Annotated in this window: 13 protein-coding genes; 8 read left to right on the plus strand and 5 right to left on the minus strand. The window is 61.6% G+C overall.

The features are described from left to right. Window positions 1-3: 3 nt before the first annotated feature. The 3 genes from CO655_RS24470 to CO655_RS24480 are packed head-to-tail and all read right to left on the minus strand — an operon-like array spanning window position 4 to window position 2,913. Window positions 4-861 (minus strand): carbohydrate ABC transporter permease, encoded by an 858-nt coding sequence (locus tag CO655_RS24470; RefSeq protein WP_097667174.1) that lies wholly within the window; start codon window positions 859-861, stop codon window positions 4-6. Then, window positions 858-1,742 (minus strand): sugar ABC transporter permease, encoded by an 885-nt coding sequence (locus CO655_RS24475; RefSeq protein ID WP_097667175.1) that lies wholly within the window; start codon window positions 1,740-1,742, stop codon window positions 858-860. The genes CO655_RS24470 and CO655_RS24475 overlap by 4 nt, the downstream gene beginning before the upstream one ends. A 13-nt stretch (window positions 1,743-1,755) precedes the next feature. Beyond that, on the minus strand, window positions 1,756-2,913 hold the full coding sequence (locus CO655_RS24480; protein WP_097667176.1) for a Gfo/Idh/MocA family oxidoreductase: 1,158 nt from the start codon (window positions 2,911-2,913) through the stop codon (window positions 1,756-1,758). Window positions 2,914-3,245: 332 nt separating this feature from the next. On the opposite strand from CO655_RS24480, the gene yghX reads away from it, so the two are divergent. Next, window positions 3,246-4,133 carry a YghX family hydrolase gene (gene yghX, locus CO655_RS24485; protein WP_097608656.1) on the plus strand — a complete coding sequence of 296 codons (888 nt, stop codon included), beginning with the start codon at window positions 3,246-3,248 and terminating at the stop codon, window positions 4,131-4,133. 285 nt (window positions 4,134-4,418) lie between these two features. Here yghX and CO655_RS24490 read toward each other — a convergent pair whose 3' ends face one another. Continuing rightward, complete coding sequence (locus tag CO655_RS24490) at window positions 4,419-5,465, minus strand: saccharopine dehydrogenase NADP-binding domain-containing protein (protein WP_097608657.1); 1,047 nt, start codon at window positions 5,463-5,465, stop codon at window positions 4,419-4,421. Between the two features lie 103 nt (window positions 5,466-5,568). Here CO655_RS24490 and CO655_RS24495 point away from each other — a divergent pair, with 103 nt between their 5' ends. Beyond that, window positions 5,569-6,165 carry a TetR/AcrR family transcriptional regulator gene (locus CO655_RS24495; RefSeq protein ID WP_097608658.1) on the plus strand — a complete coding sequence of 199 codons (597 nt, stop codon included), beginning with the start codon at window positions 5,569-5,571 and terminating at the stop codon, window positions 6,163-6,165. 239 nt (window positions 6,166-6,404) lie between these two features. Here CO655_RS24495 and CO655_RS24500 read toward each other — a convergent pair whose 3' ends face one another. Beyond that, the gene (locus CO655_RS24500) at window positions 6,405-7,277 is read right to left on the minus strand and encodes a LysR substrate-binding domain-containing protein (RefSeq protein ID WP_097667177.1); all 873 of its coding nucleotides are present in this window, start codon (window positions 7,275-7,277) and stop codon (window positions 6,405-6,407) included. A 140-nt stretch (window positions 7,278-7,417) separates the two neighbouring features. Here CO655_RS24500 and CO655_RS24505 point away from each other — a divergent pair, with 140 nt between their 5' ends. The 6 genes from CO655_RS24505 to CO655_RS24530 are packed head-to-tail and all read left to right on the plus strand — an operon-like array spanning window position 7,418 to window position 12,957. Next, on the plus strand, window positions 7,418-8,179 hold the full coding sequence (locus CO655_RS24505; protein WP_097667178.1) for a glucose 1-dehydrogenase: 762 nt from the start codon (window positions 7,418-7,420) through the stop codon (window positions 8,177-8,179). A gap of 24 nt (window positions 8,180-8,203) precedes the next feature. Beyond that, window positions 8,204-9,043, plus strand: a complete 840-nt coding sequence (locus tag CO655_RS24510) for a transketolase (protein WP_097667179.1) — start codon at window positions 8,204-8,206, stop codon at window positions 9,041-9,043. Next, the gene (locus CO655_RS24515; RefSeq protein ID WP_097667180.1) at window positions 9,040-10,077 is read left to right on the plus strand and encodes a transketolase family protein; all 1,038 of its coding nucleotides are present in this window, start codon (window positions 9,040-9,042) and stop codon (window positions 10,075-10,077) included. Before CO655_RS24510 ends, CO655_RS24515 begins: the two co-directional genes overlap by 4 nt. Window positions 10,078-10,136: 59 nt before the next feature. Then, window positions 10,137-11,144, plus strand: coding sequence for a TRAP transporter substrate-binding protein (locus CO655_RS24520; RefSeq protein ID WP_097667197.1), 1,008 nt, complete (start codon window positions 10,137-10,139; stop codon window positions 11,142-11,144). 26 nt (window positions 11,145-11,170) lie between these two features. Then, complete coding sequence (locus CO655_RS24525) at window positions 11,171-11,701, plus strand: TRAP transporter small permease subunit (protein ID WP_097608663.1); 531 nt, start codon at window positions 11,171-11,173, stop codon at window positions 11,699-11,701. Then, entirely contained in the window at window positions 11,698-12,957 is a 1,260-nt protein-coding gene (locus CO655_RS24530) for a TRAP transporter large permease subunit (RefSeq protein WP_097667181.1), read from the plus strand. Before CO655_RS24525 ends, CO655_RS24530 begins: the two co-directional genes overlap by 4 nt. The last annotated feature ends 3 nt before the right edge of the window (window positions 12,958-12,960 follow it).

Here is a 12,960-nt window from a genome sequence, read left to right on the forward strand (position 1 = left end):
GTCTTATTGTTTCACCGCACCGGCGGTCAGCCCGCCGACGAGGTAACGCTGAAGGAAGAAGATGACGACCATCGCCGGCGCGATGCCGACGAAGGAAGCCGCCATCAGTTCGTTCCAGATGACCTCCTGCTTGCCGAAGTAAGCAAAGAGCCCCACCGGCAAGGGCATGTATTCGCTCTTCGAGTTGAAGGTCAGCGCGAAGATGAATTGCTGGGCGTAAGCGCCGATGAAGGTGGTGATGGCGACGACGATGATTCCCGGCATCGCAATGGGCAGGATGACGCGGCGAAGCGTGTAGAAGTGGCTGGCGCCATCCATGAAGGCGGCTTCGTTGAGCTCCTGGGGAATGCGGATCATATAGGTGCGCAGCAGCCAGATCGCCGACGGGATGAGGAAGGCGACACCCGGCACGATCATCGCGAGATAGGTGTTTAGCACGCCCATGCTGCGCATCAGCCGGAAGAGCGGGATCAGGAGCACGGCGCCGGAGAACATGTTCACCGTCAGGAAGGCGCCGAGCAGGATCCCCATGCCCTTGAATTCGAACTTGGCGAAGGCATAGGACGCCGGAATGACGAGACAGAGCACGATCAGCGTGACGATGATCGAGATGAAGAAGGAGTTGAAGATATAGCGCCCGAAACCCGGCACGCTGATCCACATCGTCCGGTAGGCTTCGAACGAGCCGTTCTCCGGCCAGAAGCGGTAGGGCGAGGAGAAAAGCTGGGCGAGCGGCTTCAGCGACACCAGGAAGCCCTCCACGAAGGGCGCCAGCACGAAGAATAAAAACAGCGCGATGCCGCAATAGATCAGGATGATCTCCCACCAGCGGTAACGGTCGATCATGGCAGCACTGCTCATGCGCGCTTCTCCGGGTTGAGGCGGCGGGTGACGCGGAAATAGGTGAAGCAGAAGAGCGACAGGAAGATGCAGATGAGCACGGCGCGCGCCGCACCTTCCCCGTATTTCTTCGAGCCGATCGCCGTCTGGTAGGTATCGATGATCATCGTCGTCGTCTCGCCGCTCGGTCCGCCCTGCGTCAGGATCCAGATAATGTCGAACGAGTTGAAGGTGGCGATCAGCGACAGCATCGACATGGTAATGATCGCGGGCACCATCAGCGGCAGGGTGATGCGGCGGAAACGGTACCAGCGGCCGGCGCCGTCGGTCCAGGCGGCCTCGTAAAGATCCTTCGGGATCGACTGGATCGCCGCCAGGAAATAGATCGTCACCAGCGGCACGCCGATCCAGACATCGGTGACGATGGTCGCCCAGAAGGCGGTGTTGCCATAGGCGAGGAAGGCGACAGGGCCGTCGACCAGGCCGAAGCGCTGCAGCAGGCCGGAGATCATCCCGAACTGGCCGTTATACATCCAGCCCCACATGAAGATGCCGATCGCCATCGGCACGATCCAGGGCGGCATGGTCAGCAGCCGGAACAGCGAGCGGCCGGGTACTGCGGCGTTCAGCATGCAGGCGCCGAATGTGCCGATCACCATTTTCAGGGCGACCGAGAAGAAGGTCCAGATGAAGGTGCGGAGAATGACCTCGGCAAAGGTGGCGTTGAAGATCTTCTCGTAATTGACCCAGCCGACCCAATTGGTGGTCTTCTTCAGCGACGCGTCGGTGAAAGAGAGAATGAACGTATCGACCAGGGGATAGGCGACGATGGCGAGAACATAGAGAACGGCCGGAAGAAGAAGGATCCAGGCAAAGATGAAGGCGCTTCGTTGGACACTCATCTTGCCGCCGTCCTCAAGCCGCTCTTGCGTGAAGGGCTTCGTCGAAGCGGTCCCAGATGGGCCGCAGGTCGACGACGGATTTTTTCATCCTCGCTTCGTCCATGGCCAGCGCCAGGATGCCGGCTTCGAGCGCGTTCAGCGTGGAAACCGGCAGCTCGAGCCCGGTGCGCACGCTCTCCAGCAGGTCGCTCGCCATCTGCTCATCGGCGCCGTAATGCTGCGAGAGCTCGGTGGCGGCATATTTATTCTCGACGATCTTGTTGCCGGTCAGCTGCTCGTGCACGTCGAGATAGCCGCGGACGAAATCGCCCTCGGCCATGCCGCGCGAGCCCATGATGGCGAAGCGGCGGAACTGGTCGGGCACGTTGAGATTGGTGTGGAAGTTCATGCCGACGCCATTTTCATATTCGACGATCGCCACCTGGTAATCGATGATGTCGGCATCGCTGTCGAAGACCTTGTCGGAGCCCATCCAGCCGCTCGGCTTGCGATGGAAAAGCTCGAGATCGTTGATGCCTTCGCGGGCCGGATCATTGGCCGGAATGAAGCTCTTGCGGCCGCCGAAACTGGCGACCCGCTCAGGCCTTGCGCCGACGACACCATTATAAAGGTCGAGGTCGTGGCAGCATTTCTCCAGCATGAAGCTGCCGGAATAGCGCTCGTAGCGGCGCCAGTCGCGCATGAAGAAAGCGCCGTGATAGGGCTCGATATGTTCGGAAGCCTCGATCGAGACGATCTGGCCGAGTTTGCCCTCGGCCTGGATGGCGCGCAGATCCTTGTAAAGAGGGGAGTAACGCAGCACCAGGCCGACCATCAGCCGCTCATGGCCGAACTTCGCCATCAGATGGGCAAGCTCGATGCTTTCGGCGATCGTCGTGACGATCGGCTTTTCGCAGAAGACCTTGAGGCCGGCCTGCAGCCCGAGCCTGATATGGTCGAGATGCATGTGATTGGGCGAGCCGATCATCAGCAGATCGAGCTTCTCGGAGGCAAGAAGCTCTTCCGGCGAAGCATAGGCCTTGCCGGCGGAAATGCCCTTTTCCGTCAAATCGGGAAGGCCGGCGGGATCGGGATCCACATAGCCGACGATGTCGAAGCTGCTATCGATCGCTTTGAAGACATAGCCGAGATAGCCGAGCCGGAATCCGAGCCCGATGATTCCCACTTTCATGCCGATCAAGTTCCCAATTTAAGTAATTTATTTTCTTTAAGTTGGGACAAAAATCGGAAGGCGTCAATAGAAAACGGGCCGCAAGACGCGAGCATGAAATTAATTTTCATAAGTCGGTAGGCGGCTGCCGATCAGGCGCTTCGATCGGCTCGGATGCGGGCGCGCCGGATACAGCAGGCGTATTTTTGAAGCCCCGGACCTCGACGCCAGGCTTCATTGCAACTGGCGGCAATCGCGCCGGCAAGCTCACGCGAATCTCGCGAAATGTTGAAAAGAGCCGCGCGCTTACCTGTGTAGGATGCTGCGAGAACCCGAGGCCAGGAGGAGCCATCATGACCCGCATGACAGCCAAGGATTTCCCACAGGAACTGCTCGAACTCTATGATTATTACGCGCATGGGAGGATCACCAAGCGCGAGTTTCTCGACCGGGCCGGCAAATTCGCTGTCGGCGGCGTGACCGCGGCCGCGATCCTGGCGTCGCTGAGCCCCGATTATGCGCTGGCGACCCAGGTCGAGGCGACCGATCCCGATATCTCAGCCGAATACATCACCTATCCCTCGCCGAAGGGAAATGGCGATGTCCGCGGTTATCTCGTCCGTCCCAAAAACGCCACCGGCAAGGTCGCCGCCGTCGTGGTCGTGCATGAGAACAGAGGCCTCAACCCCTATATCGAGGATGTCGCGCGGCGCGTGGCGAAAGCCGGCTTCATCGCGCTTGCGCCCGACGGCCTCACCTCGGTCGGCGGCTACCCCGGCAATGACGAAAAGGGGCGCGAACTCCAGCAGAAGGTCGATCCGGAAAAGCTGATGAACGACTTCTTCGCGGCGGTCGAGTTCCTGATGAAGAATGATCTCACCACCGGCAAGGTCGGCATCACCGGCTTCTGCTACGGCGGCGGCGTCGCCAACGCCGCGGCGGTCGCCTATCCCGAGCTTGCCGCCGCCGTGCCGTTCTATGGCCGGCAGCCGCGCGCCGAAGACGTGCCGAAGATCAAGGCGCCGCTGCTGATCCACTATGCCGGGCTGGACAAGGGCATCAACGAAGGCTGGCCGGCCTATGAAGCGGCGCTGAAATCCGCCGGCAAAACCTACGAGGCCTATATCTACCCCGACGTCAATCACGGCTTCCACAATGATACCACGCCGCGCTACGACGAGGCCGCCGCCAAGCTCGCCTGGCAGCGGACGGTCGATTGGTTTACCAAATACCTGGCTTGAGAATGCAGTGACCAGTCGGCGGGGAGCGATCCCCGCCGATTGGCAAATGTCGCGCCCGGTTATTGCGAACGTTCGACCTTGCGCCGTCCCTGACCATCATTCCGCCGACGTTTTCCACTCTGGACGGCCAGTCTGGCCAGCAAGTTCGTTAGGAGTGGCGGCCCCGGTCATGGCGGCAGTTCTACCTCTCTCTGCTTCTGAGGTCCCGCAATTTCAGGCGGGACGGGAGCATTTTTGGCGGCCTGAGCGCGCCATCCGTCTTTGAAGCAATCTCTCGCGGAAAGCTCAGGTTTCCGATGTCTCAACCAGCAGATTCGAGCCGAGCGCCTGCAGGAAACTCCCGGCATCAAAAATGGCAGCCGGTGGCTTTGCACCGGTGTCGCGGATGTCGCCCGACAGGATCCGCTGGACCGCTTCGCAGATGATCGGCGCCGTGACGGCATAGATGTCCTGTCCCTGGGCGAGAAGCCGGCGACGCAGGTCGCCTTGCGTGATGATCACTTCAACGGCGAAGCGCTGCGCCGAACGCCCGGTTTCATCGATGGCCTGGGGCGGGGGCGTTGACGGATCGCGAACATCCCGCAGGGCTGTCGTGCTGAGAAAGGTGTGCAGCTCCCTGATGCGGACGTGGCGGGCGATGAGCGGTACTTCCGAAAATGGCAGCTCGACGAATGTTTGCCGGCCGAACGGGGCCGGTAAAACGGCCACCTTCTCCGCCGGTGGCTGATGGACGGGCCGAAGCTCTCCGCCGCTGACGGCGAGGCGCTGTGTCCTGTTCTTCTCGCCGGTCACGCGCGTGCCTTTCGTGGGCAGCCAGCTGTCGAGCGCGACCCGGATTTCGACAGTGTCTGCATCCTGCCATTCGTCCATCAGGGCTGCCACCAGCAGATCGGCAAGACCGCCGTAAAATCCCATGGCCGGGATGATGGCTACGCCTGCTTGTCCGGCCGCAGCCCCATGCCGGTCGAACGTGGCCTGAACACTCGGCTGTTCAGCCGTTACATCGAGATAGTGGATGCCGGCGCGCAACGCGGCACGCACGACCGCGTCGGCCGTCTCGATGAACGGGCCGGCGCAGTTGATCACCGCCGCCGCTTCGGCGAGTGCCCTGTCGAGCGCCGCGTCATCCTCTATGGCTGCTTCGCGGCATTCGACGCCACGTTCCGGAAAACCCGCTTCCGCCAATCGCCCGGCACTCCGACCGATCGCAATCGGTTTCAACCCGCGCCGCAACAGTTCGGTGACGACAAACCTGCCGGTATGGCCATTCGCGCCGAAAACCGCGACGGCGGCCTGGGGTGTTCTGGTGACGGCGGCTTGATGCATGGTCATTGCTCTCTCCTTCGCTACAGACCTGTCTGTTCTTTACAAAACATACAGGTCTGTAGCGTGTCAACCAGTTTTCTGCTAGTGTGGCTGAATTGGAGATAAGCGAATGACGAAAAGCACAGCGAACGCACCTGCCCCAGCCGTGAACGAGGTCCGGGACAGAATTCTCGAGACGGCATCGGAACTCTTCTACCGGCGCGGCGTACGCGCCGTCGGCGTCGATTTGGTGGTGGAAAAATCTGGGGTCGCCAAAACCAGTCTCTACCGCCATTTCGGCACAAAGGACGATTTGATTGCCGCCTTTCTTAAGCGCGAGGACCTGGATTTCTGGAGCACCTGGGACCGGGTAACCGAGCGGCATGCGGATGACGCTTTGGCCGAACTCGACGCCCATTTCGAATGGATCGGCGAACGGGTCGGACGGGACAATTACCGCGGCTGCCCGCAGATCAACACCGCTGCTGAGTTTCCGGAAGCCGGTCACCCCGCCCGCAAGGTCGCCGAAGCCCATATGCGTGAAATGCGGCGGCGCCTAAAGGCCATCGCCGAGCGACTGGCGGTTGCGGCGCCCGACCGGCTTGCCGGGCAACTCGCGGTGCTGATCAACGGCGCCTTTGTCAGCATGCAGGTCTTCGAACCCGGCGAGGCGACCGGCTTGCTCCGCGATGCCGCTCACGCCCTGATCGCCGCTGGCCGCAGTTGATTCATGGGGCACACTCCCAGAGTTGGAAAAGGGGTAATGCTGCTGCAATCGCGCGCAAGTGCAGGTTTCGGCAAGCATCCACCGGCTTGCCCAACAGCTCGAGTTTTCGGACATACCGAGTTCCGCGCCATGGTGCGGAGCATCTTGGCAGCTCCCCCACATTTTGCGGCCTTCCCGATGTTGTTATCAGTGGAGACGGTTTGAACGCCCAGCCTCCTCAGGGAGGAACAAATACGTCCTCAAAAAGTCTGCGACGTCAGCCAATCGGCGAACACCTTTGACAGCCGCCGCTGGCTGCCGACTTTTGGATAAGCGAGGTAGTGGCCGATGTAGCGGTAGTCGCGGCTGTTGCTGAACGGGCGAACCAGACGCCCGCTGTCGAGCTCGCGCCTTGCCAGAGTGTTGGACTCTAACGCCACCCCCAGCCCGTTCGCCGCGGCGTCGACTGCCAGAAAGCTTCTGTCGAAGCTCATGGCGGGCAGGGGCGGAGGGCCGAGATTGTTGAGTTCGAACCAGTCGATCCACTGGATCCTTTTCAGGTCGCTGCGGATGAGGGGAAGACGCGCGAGATCGCGCGGGTTTTTCAGTCGTTCAGCCATCTTTGGAGAACACAGCGGAGAAATGATCTCTTCTCCGAGCGGCACGACGATCAAATCTTCTCTGTTTGATGGTTCGCCATAAACGATGTCGACATCAAAAAGGCCGTCAACGAAACGCGCATAGTTTGTGCTTGCCGCCACCCGGACCTCAACCCCCTCGTTCTTGCCCAGGAAGTCGGGAAGGCGTGCCGAGAGCACCTGCGCGGCGTAGCTCGGCGCGCAGTGAACCCGCAGCAGGTGGGTCTTGTTGGATGAAATCATCTCAACACCCCGACGAAGCTCTTCAAAGGCGTTGGAGGCATGGGAGAGGAGCGTCTGCCCCGCCAGAGTCAAGGTGACCTTTCGCGTGCTTCGCTCGAAGAGGGAGATGCCAAGGTCACGCTCGAGCTTTGCAATGGCGTGACTTACGGCGCTGGGTGAGAGGTGCAGCTCCTCGGCTGCAGCGCGGAAAGATGCCAGCCTGGCTGCGGCTTCAAAGATGCGGACCGCGGAAAGTGAGGCCATCTGTAACATCGGATTAGTGAACCAGATTCACCCACCGTTGTAAACTTCGCGTTTGTCGAACGGCATCAACTCGATCAGTTTCGACCCAGCAAGCCAACTGACTTGTCGAAAATTTGCCAGATGCTCGGGACGCATCGGGAGGAGATTACATGTTACTGAATGGGAAGACCGCGGTCATTTCGGGCGCGGCGAGCAGGCGCGGCATCGGCCGTGCGACAGCACAGCTTTTCGCCGAGCATGGTGCTCGCGTCGCCATCCTCGATATCGATGCCGACGCCGCTGCGGAGGCCGCCGCGGCGCTGCCGAGCGTCAAGTCCGGCAACCACGTCGGCCTGCGCTGCGACGTCGCCGACAAGTCGTCCTGCGCCGATGCCGCATCCAAGGTGATCGCCTCGTTCGGTTCGGTAAACGCGCTAATCAACAATGCCGGCATCACCCAGCCCGTCGGCACGCTCGATATCACCGAAGCAGACTGGCAGCGGATCGTGGCGGTCAACATGACCGGCGTGCTCTTCCTGAGCCAAGCCTTCATCCCCTACATGCGCGACAATGGTGGCGGATCGATTGCCTGCATGTCTTCTGTCTCGGCGCAGCGTGGCGGCGGCATCTTCGGCGGGCCACATTACTCCGCAGCCAAGGCAGGCGTACTCGGCCTCGCCAAAGCGATGGCCCGCGAATTCGGTCCAGCCGGCATTCGCGTCAACTCCGTCACGCCTGGCCTCATCCAGACAGATATCACCGGTGGCAAACTGACCGATGAGATGCGCGCCGACGTCATCAAGGGCATCCCTCTGAGCCGGCTCGGAGACGCCGCCGACGTCGCGAATATCTACCTGTTCCTCGCCTCGGATCTGTCGGCCTACGTCACCGGCGCGGTTATCGACGTCAATGGCGGCATGCTGATCCACTGAGGTCCAATCTGGAGAGACACCGACATGAGCCAGATCGGCCACAATATCAGCCTGACAGAGCGCGCCAGGCGCATTCGCCGTCACGCGCTGCGCATGGGGGAAGTGCAGGGGCAGGGTTACATCGCCCAGGCGCTCGGCGTCGCCGACGTCCTTGCCGTATCCTACTTCCACGCCACGAACTACCGGCCGGAAGATCCGGAATGGGACGGCCGCGACAGGTTCCTGTTGTCGATCGGCCACTATGCGATCGCGCTTTACGCAGCTCTGATCGAAGCCAAGATCATTCCCGAGGACGAGCTGGAAACCTACGGCACGGATGACAGCCGGCTGCCGATGTCCGGCATGGCCGCCTACACGCCCGGCATGGAAATCACCGGCGGCTCGCTCGGACACGGGCTCGGCATCGCGGTCGGCATGGCCTTGGCGCTGAAGCGGAAGAAGTCCTCTTCCTTTGTCTATAATCTGTTTTCAGACGGCGAACTCGACGAAGGTTCGACCTGGGAGGCCGCGATGTCGGCGGGTTCCTACAAGCTCGACAATCTGATCGGCATCGTCGACGTCAATCAGATGCAGGCCGACGGCCCGTCGGTCGGCGTGCTCAATTTCGAACCGCTGGGCCCCAAATTCGAGGCCTTCGGCTGGTTCGTCCAGCGGGTCGACGGCAACGATCTCGACGCGCTCGTAAAGGCGTTCGACGCCGCTCGTCACCACGCCGAGCCGAAGCCCCGCATCATCATATGCGACACGAAAATGGCGAAGGGGGTGCCCTTTCTCGAGGCGCGCGATCGAAACCACTTCCTGCGCGTCGAATCCCACGAATGGGCCGAGGCCCTCAGGATCATCGATGCGGGAGTTGAAGCATGAGGCGTTCGAAGTACATCCGGCCTGCCCATCTTGAAAGCGGCATCGACAAGCCCCGCCTGACGACGTCGGCGATGATCGCATCGATCGCCGGTCCCGATCAGCCGACGAGACCGGCACCCTTCGGCAATGCGCTTGCCGCCCTGGCGCGGAACGACGAGCGTATTGTCGGCATGTCCGCCGACCTCGCGAAATACACGGACCTTCATGTGTTTCGCGCTGCCCATCCCGACCGCTTCTATCAGATGGGCATGGCGGAACAGTTGCTGATGATGTCGGCGGCCGGCATGGCGCGCGAAGGCTTTCAACCTTGGGTGACGACATATGCCGTCTTCGCGTCCCGGCGGGCCTACGACTTCATCTGCCTGGCGATTGCCGAGGAGATGCTTGACGTGAAGATCGTCTGCGCCCTTCCGGGCCTGACGACGGGATATGGGCCGAGCCATCAGGCGACTGAGGATCTCGCGATGTTCCGCGGCATGCCGAACCTGACGATCGTCGATCCGTGCGACGCGAGCGAAATCGAGCAGGCGGTTCCGGCGATCGCCGCCCATAGGGGGCCGGTCTACATGCGCCTGCTGCGCGGCAACGTTCCGCTGGTTCTGGAGGAATACGGCTACAAGTTCGAACTCGGCAAGGCCAAGCTCCTTTGTGATGGCAAGGACACTCTCATCATCTCGTCGGGGCTGATGACGATGCGCGCGCTCGAGGCTGCCAAGCAGCTTCGAAACGACGGCGTGGACGCTGCCGTCCTGCACGTCCCGACCATAAAGCCGCTCGATGAGGCGGCGATCGTCGCCGAGTGCCGCAAAGGTGGGCGGCTCGTGGTCGTCGCGGAGAACCACACGGTCATTGGCGGCCTTGGAGAGGCAGTCGCCGGAACGCTGTTGCGTGCCGGCGTCGCACCGCCGGCCTTCCGCCAGATCGGCCTGCCCGACCAGTTCCTGGAGGCGGGCGCCTTGCCGACGCTTCATGACCAATACGGGCTATCGACCGTGAAGGTGACGGAGGCGGTCAAGATCTGGCTCTCGACCTGACGACGTCGGCCGGTTGAGGAGATGCCGGCCGATCAAACAAGCTTGTGATGGAGGATGATATGAGCTTGCAGATGAACAGAAGATTTTTCCTGGCGAGCGCCACTGCTGCGCTCGCGGCCCCGGCAATCGTGCTTTCAAGCCGATCCGCCAGCGCTGCCGCCACGACCCTGACCCTTGGCCATGGCGCCGCGCCCGGCAACCCCCGAACCGTCGCTGCCGCTAAGTTCGCGGAACTCGTCAAGCAGAAGACCGAAGGTCGTATCCAGATCAACGTCGCAGGCGCCGAGACGCTTGGCAGCGACTCCGCGATGCTCACCAGTCTCAGGACAGGCGCGCTGGACTTCACCGCCAACAGCCAGGGCGCAACTTCGGCGATCGTTCCGGAACTCAGCGCGCTCGGCCTGCCGTTTCTGTTCGAAAACACCGACAAGGCCGTGGCTGTCCTGAACGGTCCGGTGGGGGCCGAGCTCAACCGCCGCTTCGAAGCGGTCGGAGTCGTACCGCTCGACTGGTGGGACAACGGCATCCGGCACCTGACGAACTCGAAGCGGAAGGTGACTTCGCCTGCTGAGCTGGCGGGCATGAAAATCAGGACGCCCGCCGATCCGATGACCATCGACATCTTCCAGGCATTGGGAGCAGGCACCGAACAAATCGCCTTCGGCGAGCTCTACATCGCCCTGCAGCAGGGCGTTGTCGATGGGCAGGAGAATCCGCTCGCCAATATCGAAAGCTCGAAACTTCACGAGGTTAACAAATACATCAGCCTGACCGCCCACAAATGGGAATCCACTCCGTTCCTGATGTCGAAGATCGCTCAGGCCCGCTTGGGGTCTGATTTAGATGCGGTCAAGGCCGCGGCAAAGGAGGCGGGTGCTCTGCAGCGGAAGCTCTCGAGCGAGAAGGCCGCTGAAGTGCTCGAGAACTTCAAGAAGAACTCCGCCGTCGAGGTGGTGGAAGTCGACCACGACGCTTTCGTCAAGGCGACCGCGCCCGTCGCCGACACCTGGAAGAAGAAGCCTTTCGGCGATTTTGTCACCCAGGTGGAAGCGGCTGCGAGGGGCTGAGGCTTCTCCAACGATCCGGAGGCCTCATGAGCAGGTTCTATTCAGCCGTCGATCTGGTCGCCGGTATCATCGTCTTATTTGCCCGTTTGGTCATCATCGTCAGCGGCGTAGCGCTGACGGTGGTCACCACGGCCAACGTCGTCGCTCGATACGCTTCGGCGAGCGGGGGACTGTCGTTCGCCCAGGAGCTGCCGATGCTGATGTTTCCATGGTTCATCATCGCCGGAATCATCATTGCGGCCCACACGGGCGGGCATATGGCCGTCGAATGGCTCTACGAAAAGCTCGACGGCAGTGCTCGGACGACGGCCCTCATCGTAGCGAACGCGATCAGCGTCGCCGCATTTCTGGTGTTGGCATATCAGGCGACCGTGGTGGCCGAGATCGCCGGGGCTGAACGCAGCCCCGTTCTGCAGCTTCCGAACAGCATCGGATACTACTCGCTTTCGATCGGTGCCGTGCTGGTGTCTATCGTCACCATCGCCGCGACCGTCCGCGTTCTCCGCCTCGGCTGGGATCACCGCCTCGAAATCAAGCCCGAGGAGATCGCGCTATGACACTCGTCATGATCTTTTCCTTTTTCATCCTCATGGTCCTTGCCGTCCCCGTGGGTTATGGGCTGATCATCGCGGCAGCACTAGGAGTGCTGTTCAATGGCTACGTCCCGCTCTCGGTTGTCGCCCAGCAGGTCTACGACCAGACCCAGTCCTTCCCGATGCTGGCGCTCCCGTTCTTCATGCTTGCAGGCACGCTGATGCTTGGCGGCGAGCTGGGGCGTCAGCTCCTGGAGCTCGCCTCTCGCGCGATGCAGCGGTGGCGGGGCGGACCGCTTTCGACCACGGTCGTATCCTCGGTCGTCTTCGGCGGCGTATCCGGTTCGGCCGTGGCGAATGCCAGTGCGCTTGGCTCCGTTCTCATCCCATGGCAGAAGAAGCACGGGTTCCCGCCGGCACTCTGCGCCGCCAACAACGCGACCTCCGCCGTCATTGACGTCCTCATCCCGCCTTCGATCCCGATGATCCTCTACGCTCTGATCAGCGGCGTCAGCGTCGGTGATCTGTTCATCTCCGGCATCGTTCCGGGGCTGATCATGGCGGCGAGCTTCGTCTTCGTCTGCTGGTATGTCTCCGTGAGGCGGGGGTATGCCGCCGCGGCCGTGAAGGTCCGCAAGCGTGAGCTGGCGCGACTGGCACTACAAAGTTTGCCGGCAATCCTGCTGCCGATCCTGATCATCGTCTTTCTGCGTTCCGGCCTGGCGACGCCGACAGAGGTCTCGGTCCTGTCGGTCGTTTACTCGCTGCTGCTCAGCATCCTCTTCTACCGTGACCTGACCTGGAAACGCTTCTGCGAGAACATGGTGGAGGCGGGCGTCGCGACGGGTGTCGTCATGCTCGTGATCATGGGCAGCGCGGCGGTCGGCTGGGTTCTGACATTCGATCAGGCCCCGCAGCACATGGCCGAATGGGTCTCGACGCACATCTCCAGCCCGATGGTCATCATTCTCATGATGAACCTGATCATGTTGGTGGTCGGCATGCCGCTCGACATGCCGCCGGCGATCCTCCTGCTCGGACCGATCTTCGTTCCTCTGGCCGATTCCATCGGTCTCGACCGGGTCCAGCTTGGCCTGATGATGGTGATCAACCTCGGGATCGGTCTCTACACGCCGCCGATCGGCACGACCCTGTTCATCTCGTCGTCGATCGCAAAGGCGCCGCTCAGCACCACGACGAACGAGCTCTGGCCGTTTTTCGGCATGGCCATGCTCCTCCTCCTCGCGGTCAGCTTCGTGCCGGCGCTGACGATCTACTGAGGA

The organism is Rhizobium sp. M1, assembly GCF_002531805.1.
Taxonomy (GTDB): Bacteria; Pseudomonadota; Alphaproteobacteria; order Rhizobiales; family Rhizobiaceae; genus Rhizobium; species Rhizobium etli_C.